This is a genomic window from Ideonella livida (assembly GCF_010499455.1).
In the GTDB taxonomy this organism is placed as follows: domain Bacteria; phylum Pseudomonadota; class Gammaproteobacteria; order Burkholderiales; family Burkholderiaceae_C; genus Ideonella; species Ideonella livida.
Genome location: NZ_JAAGOH010000007.1, coordinates 1 through 14,506, shown reverse-complemented (window position 1 = coordinate 14,506; position 14,506 = coordinate 1). Strand labels below are relative to the sequence as shown.

General features: G+C 67.5%; 10 protein-coding genes and 1 pseudogene. 6 read left to right on the top strand and 5 right to left on the bottom strand.

Annotated features, from left to right (window positions below):
* Positions 1 to 57 precede the first annotated feature (57 nt).
* The 4 genes from metX (at position 58) to G3A44_RS07610 (ending at position 4,479) form a co-directional block, all read left to right on the top strand.
* Complete coding sequence (gene metX, locus G3A44_RS07625; protein ID WP_163457062.1) at positions 58 to 1,218, top strand: homoserine O-succinyltransferase MetX; 1,161 nt, start codon at positions 58 to 60, stop codon at positions 1,216 to 1,218.
* A complete protein-coding gene (gene metW, locus G3A44_RS07620; RefSeq protein WP_163456925.1) occupies positions 1,215 to 1,802 on the top strand; it encodes a methionine biosynthesis protein MetW in 588 nt (195 codons plus the stop codon). Before metX ends, metW begins: the two co-directional genes overlap by 4 nt.
* Before the next feature lie 209 nt (positions 1,803 to 2,011).
* Complete coding sequence (locus tag G3A44_RS07615) at positions 2,012 to 3,865, top strand: GGDEF domain-containing protein (protein ID WP_163456924.1); 1,854 nt, start codon at positions 2,012 to 2,014, stop codon at positions 3,863 to 3,865.
* 80 nt (positions 3,866 to 3,945) lie between these two features.
* Positions 3,946 to 4,479, top strand: a complete 534-nt coding sequence (locus G3A44_RS07610; RefSeq protein ID WP_163456923.1) for a hypothetical protein — start codon at positions 3,946 to 3,948, stop codon at positions 4,477 to 4,479.
* 30 nt (positions 4,480 to 4,509) lie between these two features.
* Here the strand turns inward: G3A44_RS07610 and G3A44_RS07605 are convergent, their stop codons facing one another.
* The 4 genes from G3A44_RS07605 to G3A44_RS07590 form a co-directional block, all read right to left on the bottom strand.
* Positions 4,510 to 6,246, bottom strand: coding sequence for an ABC transporter transmembrane domain-containing protein (locus tag G3A44_RS07605; RefSeq protein ID WP_239061752.1), 1,737 nt, complete (start codon positions 6,244 to 6,246; stop codon positions 4,510 to 4,512).
* 133 nt (positions 6,247 to 6,379) lie between these two features.
* Positions 6,380 to 8,077 (bottom strand): AMP-binding protein, encoded by a 1,698-nt coding sequence (locus G3A44_RS07600; RefSeq protein ID WP_163456921.1) that lies wholly within the window; start codon positions 8,075 to 8,077, stop codon positions 6,380 to 6,382.
* 106 nt (positions 8,078 to 8,183) lie between these two features.
* Positions 8,184 to 9,521 carry a hypothetical protein gene (locus G3A44_RS07595; RefSeq protein WP_163456919.1) on the bottom strand — a complete coding sequence of 446 codons (1,338 nt, stop codon included), beginning with the start codon at positions 9,519 to 9,521 and terminating at the stop codon, positions 8,184 to 8,186.
* 92 nt (positions 9,522 to 9,613) lie between these two features.
* The gene (locus G3A44_RS07590) at positions 9,614 to 9,892 is read right to left on the bottom strand and encodes a VF530 family protein (RefSeq protein WP_163456920.1); all 279 of its coding nucleotides are present in this window, start codon (positions 9,890 to 9,892) and stop codon (positions 9,614 to 9,616) included.
* A 119-nt stretch (positions 9,893 to 10,011) separates the two neighbouring features.
* Between G3A44_RS07590 and G3A44_RS07585 the strand changes: the two genes are divergently transcribed.
* Positions 10,012 to 10,704 (top strand): hypothetical protein, encoded by a 693-nt coding sequence (locus G3A44_RS07585; RefSeq protein WP_163456918.1) that lies wholly within the window; start codon positions 10,012 to 10,014, stop codon positions 10,702 to 10,704.
* A 96-nt stretch (positions 10,705 to 10,800) separates the two neighbouring features.
* Positions 10,801 to 14,403, top strand: coding sequence for an NACHT domain-containing protein (locus G3A44_RS07580; RefSeq protein ID WP_203561332.1), 3,603 nt, complete (start codon positions 10,801 to 10,803; stop codon positions 14,401 to 14,403).
* Here G3A44_RS07580 and G3A44_RS23420 read toward each other — a convergent pair.
* Positions 14,375 to 14,506: pseudogene (locus G3A44_RS23420) on the bottom strand (IS481 family transposase); the annotation flags it as partial. The gene G3A44_RS07580 and the pseudogene G3A44_RS23420 sit on opposite strands and share 29 nt — an antisense overlap.

The window sequence follows — 14,506 nt, the reverse complement described above, 5'->3', positions numbered from 1 at the left end:
CATCTCTGAAACGCGGAACCGGGTTTTTTCATTTCTGGATCGGAAATGTCCATGCACATGGCCTCCGTCGGCGCGGTCACCCCGCAGCAGATGCACTTTGCCGAGCCGCTGCCGCTGCAGAGCGGTGCGCAACTGGCCGACTACACGCTGGTCTACGAGACCTACGGCACCCTGAACGCCGACAAGAGCAACGCGGTGCTGGTGTGCCACGCGCTCAACGCCTCGCACCACATCGCCGGCCACTACGCGGGCCAGCCCAAGAGCGATGGCTGGTGGGACAACCTGGTGGGCCCGGGCAAGCCGCTGGACACCAACCGCTTCTTTGTCATCGGCATCAACAACCCGGGCAGTTGCTTTGGCTCGACGGGGCCGATGCACCCCCATCCCGATCCGGCCAAGGGCGGCCGGCCCTACGGCGCCGACTTCCCGGTGGTGACGGTGGAAGACTGGGTGGACGCACAAGCCCGCCTGGTCGAGCGCCTGGGCATCACCCAGCTGGCCGCCGTGCTGGGCGGCAGCTTGGGCGGCATGCAGGCCCTGGCCTGGACGCTGCGTTACCCCGAGCGCCTGCGCCACTGCGTGGCCGTGGCCACCGCGCCCAACCTGAGCGCGCAAAACATCGCCTTCAACGAGGTGGCGCGGCGCGCCATCGTCACCGACCCCGACTTCCACGGCGGCCACTTCTACGCCCACGGCGTGGTGCCGGCGCGCGGCCTGCGGGTGGCGCGCATGATCGGCCACATCACCTACCTGAGCGACGACTCGATGGAGGCCAAGTTCGGCCGCGAGCGGCGCAGCGATGCGGTGGGCTACTCCACGCAGGAGATCGAGTTCCAGATCGAGAGCTACCTGCGCCACCAGGGCGAGAAGTTCAGCGAGTACTTTGACGCCAACACCTACCTGCTCATCACCCGGGCGCTGGACTACTTTGACCCGGCACGGGCGCATGGCGGCGACCTCTCGGCCGCCTTCAAGGTGGCGCGCGACAAGAAGTTTTTGCTGGTGAGCTTCACCACCGACTGGCGCTTCTCGCCGGCGCGCTCGCGCGAGATCGTCAAGGCCCTGGTGGACAACCAGGTGGAGGTGAGCTATGCCGAGATCGACGCCCCCCACGGCCACGACGCCTTCTTGCTGGAGGACCCGCGCTACCACGGCGTGATGCGCGCCTACTTTGAGCGTATTGACCAGAACATCACCCCGCAGGGAGCCCGCGCATGACCACCCCCCACCAGGATCTGCAGGCCATCGCCGCGCTGGTGCCCGAGGGCGCGCGCGTGCTCGACCTGGGCTGTGGCGACGGCACCCTGCTGGCCCATCTGCGCGAACACCGCGGCTGCAGCGGCTACGGCATTGAGCTGGACGACGCCAAGCTGCTGCAGTGCGCCCGCAAGGGCGTCAACGTCATCCAGCTCAACCTGGAGGAAGGCCTGCAGCTGTTTGACGACCAGACCTTTGACGTGGTGCTGCAGCTGGAGACCCTGCAGCACCTGCGCAACGCCGAGCACATGCTGCGCGAGACCGCGCGCGTGGGCCGCCAGGGCATCGTGAGCTTTCCCAACTTCGCGCACTGGGCCAACCGCCTGAGCGTGCTGCGCGGGCGCATGCCGGTCACCAAGGCCCTGCCCTACGAGTGGTACGACACGCCCAACATCCGCGTGGGCACCTACGCCGACTTCGAGATCCTGGCGCGCAAGAACGGCCTGGCCATCCTGGACAGCTTCGGCCTGCAGGACGGCCAGGTGGTGCGCCGCTGGCCCAACCTGCTGGCCAGCGTGGCGGTCTTCAAGTTCGAGCGCGCCTGAGCGGCTGACCCCGGCCGCCCACGGGCGCGCCTTCAGTCTCGCCCGCGCCGGTCGATATGAGCGCTGGGGTGGCCCGCCTGCGCGCGCCGGCCCCTGCGTTCCGGGGTCCGCGCACCGCGCCGCCGCCGGTCTTGTCCATGGCCGGAGCCAGCTGTGCCGGGTTTCCCCTTGACCGCGTTGCCGCGCGACACCTGCCCTGCGGAGGCGCCGTGGGCCTGAACGCGCTCTTCCGCTGGCTGGCCGCCGGCCTGGCCATGGTGGTGCTGGCCCTGGTGGTGCACGCCGCCCTGCACGAACGGCACGTCCTGAAGCAGGCCGAGGACGGCCTGCAAGCCCTGCAGCGCCTGCGCCGCGTGCTCAGCGCCGGTGAGATGCTGTCGCGCGAGCGCGCCCCCTCCTTTGCCGTGCTGCGCGACGTGGGCCACGAGTCGCCGCTGCGTGCCCGCGAGGAGCTCATGGCCGCGCGGCTGGACACCGACCGCGCCTTTGCCGCCGCCACGGCCGACCTGGCTGCCCTGGGAGAGGAAGACCCCAGTTACCGCCGCGTGGTCACCGCGGTGGACCGCGCCCGGCTGCTGCTGGACGAGGTGCGCCTGTCGGTGGATAGCGAAGTCTCCCGCCAGGACAGCAGCCGCAGCGCCCACGTGGCCCGCGACATCGCCCGCCTGCGCGAGGCCCATGCCCTGCTGGAGCCCGCGGTGGCCGACCTGGCCGGCCGCGCCCAACGCGCCTACCCCGACCTGACCCCCCCGCTGCAGGGCGCCGTGCTGGCGGCCCGCCTGCGCGAGGTGGGTGGCCTGCTGGCCGCCGGCCTGCGCCCGGCGGTGGTGCGAGGCACGCCCTTCACGCCAGAGGAGGACGACGCCACCCACCTGCAGCTGGGCCGCCTGGACCAGCTGCGCGAACTGCTCGACAGCTACCTGGACGGCTACCGCGGCACCGACGCCGTGGCCTCGGCGCGCCAGCAACTGCGGCACGGCCTGTTTGGCCGGGGCGCCGCGCTCATCGACCAGATCGTGGAGGCCGGCCACCACGGTGGCCCCTACCCGGTGGATGCCCTGCGCTTTGGCGAGCTGATCGTGCCCGACCTGGCGCGCGCCTTCGACCTGCGCAACGCCCTGCTGGACGACGCCGAGCGCCAAGCCCTGGCCCGACGCAACGCGGCCCGGCTGGACCTGCAGGTCATGGCCACCCTGTCGCTGGTGGCCCTGTCCGCCCTGGCGCTGGGCCTGTGGCTGGTGCACCGGCGGGTGGTGGTGCCGCTGTCGCAGACCGCCCGGGTCATCCACGGCCTGGCCGAGGGCCGGCACGACCTGACCGTGCCCGAAGCCAGAGCCGACGACGAGATCGGCGCGGTGCTGGGCGCGGTGCGGGCCATGCAGAAGGTGCAGATCCTGCAGCAGACCATGGAGGAAGAGCGCGCCCAGCTCATCACCCAGCTCAGCCAGCTCTCCAACACCGACGGGCTGACCGGCCTGCTCAACCGCCGCGCCTTCTTCGAGCAGGCCGAGCGCGAACTGGCCACCGCCCAGCGCCATGGCTTCCACCTGTCGGTGGTGCTGCTGGACGTGGACCACTTCAAGGCCATCAACGACAGCTACGGCCACGGGGTGGGCGACGAGGCGCTGCGTGCCGTGGCCAGCACCTTGGCCGCCCAGATCCGCACCGGCGACCTGGCCGCGCGCTATGGGGGTGAGGAATTCGTGCTGCTGCTGGGCCACTGCGACGCAGCCCAGGCCTTCAAGAGCGCCGAGCGCCTGCGCGAGGCCGTCTCGCAGCTGCGGGTGGCCGATCCGCTGGGCGGCGCCTTCGCCCTCACGGCCAGCCTGGGCGTGGCCAGCACCGGGCAGCATGGGCTGGAGCTGCAGCACCTGCTGTCGGTGGCCGATGCCGCCATGTACCGGGCCAAGCGCACCGGCCGCAACCGGGTGGCGGGCGCCGAACCCGCACCCGCGCCGCCGCCAGCGCCCATGAGCCCCCCCGTGGCCCCGGCCGCCCTGCCCGGGCCGCCCCCGTCAGCCGGGGGTGGCCGCCTGCCCGAGGAACTGGGCGCCAAAGGCTGAGTTGTTCCGGCTCAAGCGCAGGACCGAAGGGGCCGATCTTCAGGCCATCGCCCTTGCCCCATCGTCCCCGGGAGCCCGCCATGACCTCCAGCCGTCCCCCCACCGTCTCGCAGATCCGCCGCCAGCGCCTGGCCGGCAGCCTGTCCGTGATCCTGCTGCTGGGCACCGTGGGCTGCGCCACCCAGTGGCAGACCTACCAGGGCGAGGCCCAGGCCACGGCGGCGCCGGCCGGCGAGCCCGTGCTGCTGGAGCGCCAGGCCCGCCAATGGGCCGGTGAAGGCCCCAACGCCCGGCTGCGCTGGATGGCCACGGTGGTGGAAGTCAACGGCCGCCGTGTGGACCCCGATGCCGGCACCCTGGCCCTGCCAGCCGGCGACCACCAGATCACCGTGCGCTGCAGCATCCCGCCCGGCGGGGCCACCCGCCTGGCCCAGCTGAGCCCCAACCCGGGCGAGCACCGGGCCGTGACCGAGACCCTGCGCCTGCGCCTGCTGCCCGGGGCCCACTACTACCCGCACGTCATCAGCATCCCGCCCCAGGCGCGTGACGCCCAGGACAGCCCCTGCCAGACCGCGCTGCACCCCAGCGAGCCGCTGCTGGTGGCCAGCCGCTGAAGGCCCTGGCCGACGCGGCCAGCACGGCCTTCAGCCCAGGGCCTGCGCGCCCACCATGCCGGCGTACAGGCCCTGGCGGGCCATCAGCTCGGCATGCCGGCCTGCCTCCACCACCCGCCCGTCGGCCAGCACGTGGATGCAGTCGGCGTTGCGCACCGTGCTCAGGCGGTGGGCGATCAGGATCAGCGTCTTGCGGCCCTGCCACTGCTCGATGGACTGCTGCACGATGCGCTCGGACTCGGTGTCCAGCGCCGAGGTCGCCTCGTCAAAAATCCAGATGCGCGCGTCCTTGTACAACGCCCGGGCAATGGCCAGCCGCTGGCGCTGCCCACCCGAGAGCCGGTTGCCGTTGGTGCCGATGGACGCCCGCAGGCCCTCGGGCTGGGATTGCACAAAGTCCCAGAGGTTGGCCGCGCGCAGGCACGACTCCACCCTGGCCGCGTCAAACGGCAGGGCGTAGGTCACGTTGTCGGCGATGCTGCCGTCAAACAGCACGATGTCCTGCGACACCACCGCGAACTGCCGGCGCAGGTTGGCCTTGCGCAGCGCCGACAGCGGCACGCCATCCAGCGTCACCTCACCCTGCGTGGGCTCGGCAAACCCCAGCAGCGTGCTGACGATGGTGGTCTTGCCCGCGCCCGAGGCGCCCACCAGGGCCACCGTGGTGCCGGCCGGCACATGCAGGTCCAGGCCCTGGAGGGCCGGGCGCTCGCTGTCCGGATAGGTCAGGCCCACCCCGGCAAAACGGATCTCGCCCTGGCAGTGCGCCGGGTCCAGCTCGCGCGTGCCGCGGTCAGGCTCCTTGGGGGTGTCCAGCAGCTCAAAGCAGCGGCCCGCCCCGATCAGGCCGTTGGCGATGGGCTGGGTCACATCGGTCAGGTGCCGCATGGGCGAGATGGTCATCAGCAGCGCGGTGATGAAGCCCACGAACTCACCCACCGTGGCGCTGCCCTGCTGGGCCTGCACCAGGGCCATGGTCAGGATGGTGGCCACGCCCAGGCTGGCCACCGTCTGCGTCAGCGGCGTCATGGACGCGCCGGCCGCCGCACTTTTGATGGCCATGCGGCGCATTTGCTGCGCCTCTTGCGAGAAGCGGCGGGACTCAAAGCCCACCGCATCAAAGGTGCGCACCACCCGCCAGGCCCGGGCGATGTCGTCGGTGATGCCGATCAGCCGCATGTGCGAGTCATGGGTGCGGCGGCTGGCGCTCATCACCCGGCGCTTGACGAAACGCACCACCAGCCCCAGCAGCGGCAGCGTGATCAGCGAGATCAGGGTGAGCTTCCAGTTCAGGTAGAACAGATAGCCCAGCAGGGCCAGCAGGGTGGTGCCGTCGCGCAGCAAGGTGACCACCGCCCCGGAGATGTTGTTGACCGCGTTCTGCGGGTCGGTGATGACCTGTGAGGCCAGCACCCCCGGGGCCACCCGGCCGTAGAGGGCGGCATCGGCGCGCATCACCGCGGCCACCATCTCCTCGCGCAGCTGCAGGACCACCCGGGTGTTGGACCAGGCAAACAGGTAGGCCCCGCAGAACAGCAGCAGGCCGCGCGCGGCGAACATGCCGATGAGGATGGGCGGCACCCACCACACCGAGAAGCCCATGTCGGCCTTGAAGCCGTCGTCAAGCAGGCGGGAAAGCAGGGCCGGCACCAGCGGCTCCATGGCCGCCGCCGCCATGAAACAGGCCACCCCCAGCAGCAGCCCCCACTTCTGCGGGGCGATGTAGGACAGGAAGCGCCGGGCGACGGCGTCGGAGGCTGGGGTCAAGGCGGCGGCTTTCTCAGGAACGGGCGGCCCCAGGGGCCGCCGGACGGCGGGGCCGCAGCGTACCTCAAGGGCCGGGGCCACACCGGCCACGGGGTGCAAGGCGGCCTCCCCCCTGCCCCCGCCGCCCGCGGCCCTACTGCCACAGCACCTTCTGCCGGTCGGCATACCAGCGCTCCAGCTCCGGCTGCAGCAGCTTCTCAATGCGGTTGCGGCGGATCTTCATGGTGGGCGTGAGGCAGCCGTTCTCAATGCTCCAGGGCTCGCGCGCCACCACCAGCATCTGCAAGCGCTCGTGCTCGGCCAGGCTGGCGTTGACCCGGTCCAGCAGCTGGGCCAGCTGGGCGCCCACCTCGGCGCGCAGCGCCGGCTCGTGCTGGCGCGGGCGCAGGGTCTCATGCAGCAGCACCACGCCAAAGGCCATGGACTGGCCCACGCCGCTGACCAGCGACAGCTCCACCATGGGGTGGGCGTTGAGCCGGTTCTCAATGGGCGCCGGCGCCACGTACTTGCCCTTGGCGGTCTTGAACAGCTCCTTGGCCCGGCCGGTGAGCTGGAGCAGGCCCTGGGCGTTGAACGCGCCCAGGTCGCCGGTGCGGAAGAAGCCGTCGGCGGTGAAGCTCTCGGCGTCCAGGTCCGGGCGCTTGTAGTAGCCCACCAGCTGGCCCGGGCTCTTGATGAGGATCTCGCCTTCCGGGCTCAGCTTGGCCTGCACCCCGGCCAGCGCCACGCCGACATAACCCGGCGCGTTATGCCCTTCCTTGGAGGTGAAGGAGTAGGCGCAGTCCTCCGTCATGCCGTAGCCCTCGTACAGCGGCAGGCCGATGCGCCGGTACCAGGCGATCAGGTCAGGCGGGATGGGCGCCGAGCCACTGCCCGCCATCAGCACCTGGTCCAGCCCCAGGCCCGCGCGCACCTTGCGCGCCACCAGCCTGCCCAACAACGGGATCTTCAGCAGCCGGTCCAGCTTGGCCGCCGGCATCTTGGCAAACACACCCTGCTGGAACTTCAGCCACAGCCGCGGCACGCTGATGAACAGCGTGGGCCGGGCGCGCTGCAGATCGGCCAGGAAGGTGTCCAGCGCCTCGGCAAAGAAGATGTGGGTGCGGCCGTCCACCAGCGCGGCCGACTCGATCCACGCCCGCTCGAAGATGTGCGACAGCGGCAGGTAGGACAGCACGCGGCAGTCGGCGTCCTGCCCAATCTGGCTGCGCAGATAGGCCTGGATGCCCTCGGCCGCGGCGCTGAAGCGCTCAAAGCTGTGCATCACCCCCTTGGGCGTGCCGGTGGAGCCCGAGGTGTACATCAGCACCGCCAGGTCCTGCGGCGCCCGCGCCGGCTCCCCGGCCAGCGGCGCCGTGCCCTGGGTGATGGACGACCAGGTGGGCAGGCCGTGCCCGGCGGGCGCCAAGTCAAAGGCCACGCAGGGCAGCCCCGCCGGCACCCCTGGGCGCTGCTGCGCCCAGCCGTCCAGCTTGCCCACAAACAGCAGGCTGGCCTCGCTGTGCGTGAGCACGTAATTCACCGTCTCCGCCGTCTCGGTGGGAAAGATCGCCACCGTGGTGCCACCGGCCATCCAAATGGCGATCTCGGCCATGATGAACTGCGCGCAGTTCTTGGACAGGATGGCCACCCGCGCCCCGGGCGCCAACCCGCGGGCGGCAAACTCGCCCCGCAGGTGCGTGGCCATGCGCCGCGCCTGGTCCATCACCTGGCCCCAGGTGTGGTTCACCACCGTGCCGCCGGCCAGCGGCTGGGTCAGGAACACCCGCCCGGCCTGCGCCTTTTCATGGGCGTAGAGGTGATCCAGCAAAAGCTTGCGCGGCCCGATCATGGCGTTGTCTCCATCAGGTGAACACGCCACGGAAGATACCCAGCCCGCCGGGGGCGTGGGGCTGGGGGATGCCTGGGGGGCCGAGCCTGAAAGACCCTGGGGCGCGTTACGGCAGTGCCAGGCGCAGCACGTCGGCCACGGTGTGCAGGTAGTCGGTGAAGTACCGCCCAATGCCGATGTAGAGGGCACTGCCATCGGACGCCAACACATCCACCTCGGTGAAGCGGCTGGCGTTGTCGCCCTGGTTGAACCAGTCGCCCGCCATCACCGCCAAGCCATCGCCCGACAGGCGGTAGACCGAGCGGCCGGCCGCCAGGTACAGCGTATCCCCCACCGCCACCAGGGGGGCTTGGGCAAAGACAAAGCCCGCCGGCTTGGCCACGCCGGTGGCCACCCCCTGCAAGGTGGCGCTGCCATCGTGGCGGTACACGTCCAGCGCGCCGGTGGTCTCATTGGCCACCACCAGCCAGGGCCGGTTGGGCTGGGCGGCGTTGCGCACCAGGCGCACGCCGTGGGCCGCCCAGTAGCTGCTGCCGCCGTCCACCACCGGCTTGGCCACCGCCGGCACAGCCAGGGTGGCCAAGGGGCTGAGCGCCGTGCCGTCGTGCTGCCAGAGCTGCAGCAGACCGGCTGGCGCCCCACCGGCCAAGGGACTCTTGGTGTCCGGGCGCGAGGCAAAGGCGTACAGGCCCAGGCGCCCGTCATGCACCGCAAAGTCAAAGTCCATCACCGACGGGTAGCTCGGCGTGTGCAGGTGGGTCAGGCCAAACAACTCCACATAGATCGGCTGGGGGGTGGGAAAGCTCAGGCCCGGGCTGAGATAGCGCGCCCCGTAGTCCAGCACCGAGGCATACGGCGTGCTGCCCAGGCTGCCCGCCTGCAGGTCCATCACCACAAAGTACTTGCTGGCCACCAGCGCCATGCGCGGCTTTTGCAGGCCCGCATAGCTGGCCGACGACCACCCCGCCACCATCGGCTTGAGCGTCATGCGGTACTGCGTGTCCGCGCCCCCCAGCGTGGGCGGCGTGGTGACCGTGTGGAACAGCGCGCCATTGGTCTGCGGGTCCAGCAGAAAGCGGTTGACCGCGCCGGCCACCGGGGCATCCCCCTCCTGCCAACCGGCACAGGTGGACAAGCGGGGTGCGCCCAGGGCCTGGAAGCAGTGGGAGCCGTTGGAGATGTTGCCCGCCTTGAAGCGCGTCTCCCCCCACCAGGTGCCATCGCGCAGCGTCAGTGCCACCAGCCGCGTCTCCGGCCCGTAGGACGAGGTGCCCAAAACCACCCGGCTGAGCACCGAGAACGGCGTGCCCGCGTAGTCGGCCACCGGGTTCTCATCGGCCCCTGTCGCCGGCGGCGTGGGTGTGGAATCGCCGCCCCCACCGCCACAGGCGGTCAGGACGGCCACGGCAAACGACAGGGCCAGCAGGTGTTTCGGCGTGTTCATGGGTATAGGCAGGGGCGCAGGAGGGTGGACCGGGCTTACCGGACTACGCAGCGCCGCGGGCCCACAAAGCTCACACCCGCCACCGCCAGGCCTCAGCCCCCGCGCTCACCCGCCTGCCGCTGCCAGCGCAGCGTGGCCACGTACAGCATCTCCACCTTCTCGCGCGCCCAGGGCGTGCGCCGCAAGAACTTCAGGCTGGAATTGACGCTGGGCTCATGCGTGAAACAGCGGATGGGAATGCGCTGGCCCAACTCGGCCCAGCCGTAGTGGGCTGACAGGTGCTCCACGATCTGCTGCAGGGTGACGCCGTGCAGGGGGTCTTTGGATCGGCTGGGCTGGGGTGCACCAGCTTGGTCTGAAGGGGTCGTCATCGTGGACCGCATTGTCCTGCCAGCCCGCGCACTCCGACCCCATGGGCTGGCACACCAGCCAAACCACTAAACTCAGCATCTAACTGTTTCCTGCCCCTGGTGTCACCCCTGGGCCCCACATGGCAAGCACCATCGCCTCACCCTTGCTGAAGGCTGCCAACGACAAAAGCCGCCGGCACGAGCGGATCTTTTCCCGCCTGCTGGCGCAACTGGCCATCAACAGCCGCGCCGGCTTCAAGCCCACCTTTCATCACGCCGTGCTGCTGCACCCCAAGGCCCTGATCCACCGCCCGGATGCCAAAGCCTTCGACACCCGCAACGTGATCAAAGCCGACCAAATCGGCACCTGGCGCAATGCCTATGTCGACAAGAACATGACCGGCATGACCCTGCTGAATGCCCTGGTCAACCTGAACAGCATGGACAGCGTGCGGGCCATGGCCGAAAAGCTGATGCGCCAGCATCGCCCCACCAACCCGCTGGACCTGCCAGAGTGGATGAAGCCCAAGGCTTCGGCACTGACTCCAACGCCGAAACCAACGCCGGCCGCGACACCCGCCGCTGCCCGTGCCGCCGCGCCCCAACCGGCCGGCGCACGACCCGCGCCGGTTGCGCCCGCCCCGGCACCGCACGCTGCGCCCGCCGTGGCTCTTGTGGCGGCAGCCCCCGACGAATCACTCAAACGCAAGCTGGTGTGCGTGACCTGCGGGCAAAAGATCAGCTTTGGCGAAGGCAAGTTCTGCTGGAACCAAGAAGGCCGGTTTGGTGGGTTTCAGTATTGCCGGGAGCATCAGGCAGTTGGGGCGGGCTGATGGCTGATCGCGTTCGCGGTGACTTGCTGGCGTCGGTCTGACTTCCGTGATTGCCAGGGCGATTCAGAGGTTCTTTAGCGGAAGGGGCGGCCCACTATGACTGAGAACATCAAGCACACCGCGATCACTGCTGCTGGCTACATCTACCAGAACCGGCAAGGGCTGCGGGTGTTGTGTGACTGGCTGGATGCACCGAGCCGCTACGTGAAGGTGAAGTTCGAGTGCGATGTTGAGACGGATGCGCCGACAGGTCTGGACGACATCGTGGTCGAGCGCACGGACGGCCTGCAAGACCTCAAGCAGGTCAAGTTCACGCCCAACCCTGATGCACACCTGCTGTCCTGGGATTGGCTGCTTGAGAGGTCGGGCAAAACGGCGCGATCTCGGTCGATGCTGAAGAAGTGGTTTGACGCCTACAGATCGCTGGATCCAGCACGCGTCGGCCAGCTTTCTCTCCTGACCAACCGGCGACCGGATGCCGACATCGAAGCCTGCCTGACCGGGGACAAGATTGATTTCGCCAAGGTTCCCGACCCGATGCGCACAGCGCTCATTGCCGAGCTCGGTGGCGAGAACAATTGTTCAGACTTCTTCGGGCGGCTGCAAGTCATGCACAGCGACAAGGGCTACGAGACGCTTAAGGACGAAGTCAACGCGCGGCTACGTGCTCATGGCACGCCGGAGGGAATCGCCGTCTTACAGGACAACGCCCTGAACTGGGCAACACAGAAGAACTCGCCCCCACCATCAGGCTGGATCACGTTGCCAGACCTCCGTGCGATTCTTCAAGCGACGCCGCCTGCACCGCTGCCGGAGGACTTTGCCGTCCCCAAGGGCTATGAGGTGCCCGATGTTGACTTCCACGACACCTTCGTCGAGGACACACTGCATTCCGTCGGCAAGGCCATCGTTCTGACCGGCCCGCCTGGTCGCGGCAAGAGTACCTACCTCAGCGCGCTGTGCGACACACTCGCCGACAAAGACATCCCAACGGCTCGCCACCACTACTTTCTGTCCACAACAGAGCGTGGCCGGGATCGTGTGCATAGCTACATCGTTGAGGAGTCGATCCGATCACAGATCCGGCGACTTCATCCTGACGTTTCAGATCCGGGCGGCAATCTGCGGGCGTTGTTGGAGGCTGCCGCTGCGCACTACAAGAAACTCAACAAGCCCTTCGTGCTGATCTTGGATGGGCTCGACCACGTCTGGCGTATCAACGCAGGAGACAAGAAACCGCTGGAGGACGTATTTGCACAGTTGGTACCGTGCCCTGAAAACATGGTTCTGCTTGTGGGCACGCAGCCGGTAGATGACGCCCAACTGCCGACGGATTTGTTGATCGCGGCACCAAAGGCGACTTGGAAAACGCTTCCAGCCATGTCTGGCGACGCCGTTCTCTCGTACTTACGTCAGACGGTGCAGTCCGGTCGTCTAAGCACTGGACGCGAGCCCGCAGAAACTGAGCAACCGGGCGCCGCGCACGTGGCTTTCGCAGAGGGAGAGTTGCAAAGGGCTGCATCGGTCCTGCGCGCAAGAACTAATGGTCATCCACTGCACGTCATCTACGCGACCTCCGCGCTGGTGCTGGCTGGTGGCAGGGTCACTCGGTGGGACGTTGAGCAACTGACGGGCGATCTGAGCCAAGACGCAAAGTTTTATTACGGGACGTTGTGGGGGCAGCTTTCACCCAGCCAAAAGGATGCGTTGCGGCTGGTTTGTGCTTTCCCGTTTTTCTGGCCCCGAACAGCGTTTGGCGAGATCGCGACCGCGATGAAACTGGCAGTGCCCGAAATCGAGAAGATTGAGCATCTGCTTCATTCGTCGGCCGCTGGGTTGAAAGTCTTTCACGAGAGCTTGGCTGTTTATGTACGTTCTACCGATGGCTACGCTGACCGCATTGCCACGCTGAGGCCGGCGGTTGCACGGTGGCTGGAGACACAGGCACCCAATGCCTTGAGGGTGAACTGGCTGTGGACGGTTCAAGCTCAGCTTGGCAATCCAAGCCATCTGATTGCGGGTCTGACCCGAGACTGGGTTCTGCTGCGCCTGGAGGAGGGATATCCGCAGGCGTTATTTGATACGTTGATCAGCGATGCCGTGGCTGCCGCGCTAGACCGGGCTGACTTCGCGCAGGCCTATCGCCTCCAGCATCTCAAAGCCCGCATGGTCGAGGGCAGTCAAGTTCAGATGCCGGACGAAGACATGGCCCGGCTGGCCTCATATACGTGGACGCTGGCGCCAGACGATGGGGTGATTCAGGAGGCAGTGGCCTCCAGGCACGAGACGGATATCAAGCTCGTGGCAGCACTGGGTCTGGCTTTGCGGGCGCGCGGTGACCATATCGTGGCCGAGTCATGCGGTGAAGAGGCGCTGCGGCGTTTTCGAGGGGCAAGTCGGTTCTCAGGTGAGTACGCTACAGGCAACGGTTTAGATGCCTTCAAGTTTCTGGTGAGTGCTTTTGCACGCTTGGGCACGGTGGGGGCTGCGCCTGAAGAGCTCAAACGGCTCGTGACAGAGGCTCATTCTGAAGCTTGGTTGCCGTTGGTACGGCTGATGGCCGCAGAAGGTCAACTTGACGAGTTGATGTCGCTCGTGGCTTCGATGAGCGACGGACGACGCAAGCATGCGGTTAGCGATGCTTGCCTGCGGGCTGCGGCGCAGGTCAATGTGAGCGTCGTCGAGCGTCCCGATTTCAATGCACTTGCCAGAACCCCCTTTGTTGCCGCCGTGCAGGTGGCTTACACGCGGGCTGGGGTGACCTTAAATGCTCCGATCCCAATAGACTGGCTGGGAGCCGACTACAGCGAGCGCAAGCGGGATCTTGCAAGGCTGGTGCATCACTGGTTTTTCAGCACCGTGCATTTGAGCCTGTGCATGTTGGCTGAAGGGCAGGCTACGTTCAACTTTGTACCCGCGCCGGTCTATACAGACCGAGAGAACGTCACGGATTTCCTCAACGAACTCTCGGGAATCGCAGCAGAGGTGGCAAATCGCTGGTGGCATGGCCAGTTCGTGGACTTCCACGATCTCTTTGCACTGCTGGAACCGGCGGAGTTCAGGCATTTCCGACAGAGCTACGACCGGCAGTCGGTGGCAGAGGACTTTCGGGCTGCGCTGCACCATGTGGCCTGCGATATCCGTCACGGCAGCATCCTGTTGGGCCATGCTGTTGAAGCCGACTTGACAGAGGTAACGCTTGCCGCAGCCACATCGTTCAAGTGGTTCGATGCCACATCGTTTCGCGAGCAGTACGTTGCGGGGCTGCTGACGAGGATGTCAGATGAGGCCGCTGCCATGTTCGTGCGTTCCCAGCGCGAGCTGTGCGATGCGGAGGTGCGGCAAGAGACCAGCGTCCATCTGCAAACGCCGTTGCAGTTATGTGGGATTTCGGTTGCTCATGGCTTGGAAACACCAGCGCGTGAACTCTGCCGGCAAGCTTGGGAGTTGGCGACGGGCTTCTCTCATCGCAAAGACCCGACGTTGAACAATACCCTCGACGCGATCGGTTTTTTGGTGGAAGTCGCGCCGAAGGATGCACGGCGACTGCTTGCACAAGTGGCTCCCCAAGTCCACGCCGTGCTGGACTACACGGATGGCAAAGGAACTCGACATGCATTGACTCGGGCGGACGCGCTGCTGGCCAAGTTGGCTCCTGCCGCATTGGTGGCTAAGTGTCAGGTCCCGGATGATTCCTGATCATTTTGAGGAACAAGTGCGGGTGTGAGATCCGCCATCGTTTGAGCGCCTGCACGGGCGTCTCATGCCCAAGCGCCTTCTGTGGCAGGTACTGGTTGTAGAG

What these genes read in the sequence shown, in the direction of transcription:
- G3A44_RS07610 (WP_163456923.1), top strand. Translation starts at nt 3,946, where the DNA reads ATGACCTCCAGCCGTCCCCCCACCGTCTCGCAGATCCGCCGCCAGCGC.
- G3A44_RS07580 (WP_203561332.1), top strand. Translation starts at nt 10,801, where the DNA reads ATGACTGAGAACATCAAGCACACCGCGATCACTGCTGCTGGCTACATC.
- G3A44_RS07600 (WP_163456921.1), bottom strand. Translation starts at nt 8,077, where the DNA reads ATGATCGGGCCGCGCAAGCTTTTGCTGGATCACCTCTACGCCCATGAA.
- G3A44_RS07585 (WP_163456918.1), top strand. Translation starts at nt 10,012, where the DNA reads ATGGCAAGCACCATCGCCTCACCCTTGCTGAAGGCTGCCAACGACAAA.
- metW (WP_163456925.1), top strand. Translation starts at nt 1,215, where the DNA reads ATGACCACCCCCCACCAGGATCTGCAGGCCATCGCCGCGCTGGTGCCC.
- G3A44_RS07590 (WP_163456920.1), bottom strand. Translation starts at nt 9,892, where the DNA reads ATGACGACCCCTTCAGACCAAGCTGGTGCACCCCAGCCCAGCCGATCC.
- G3A44_RS07595 (WP_163456919.1), bottom strand. Translation starts at nt 9,521, where the DNA reads ATGAACACGCCGAAACACCTGCTGGCCCTGTCGTTTGCCGTGGCCGTC.
- metX (WP_163457062.1), top strand. Translation starts at nt 58, where the DNA reads ATGGCCTCCGTCGGCGCGGTCACCCCGCAGCAGATGCACTTTGCCGAG.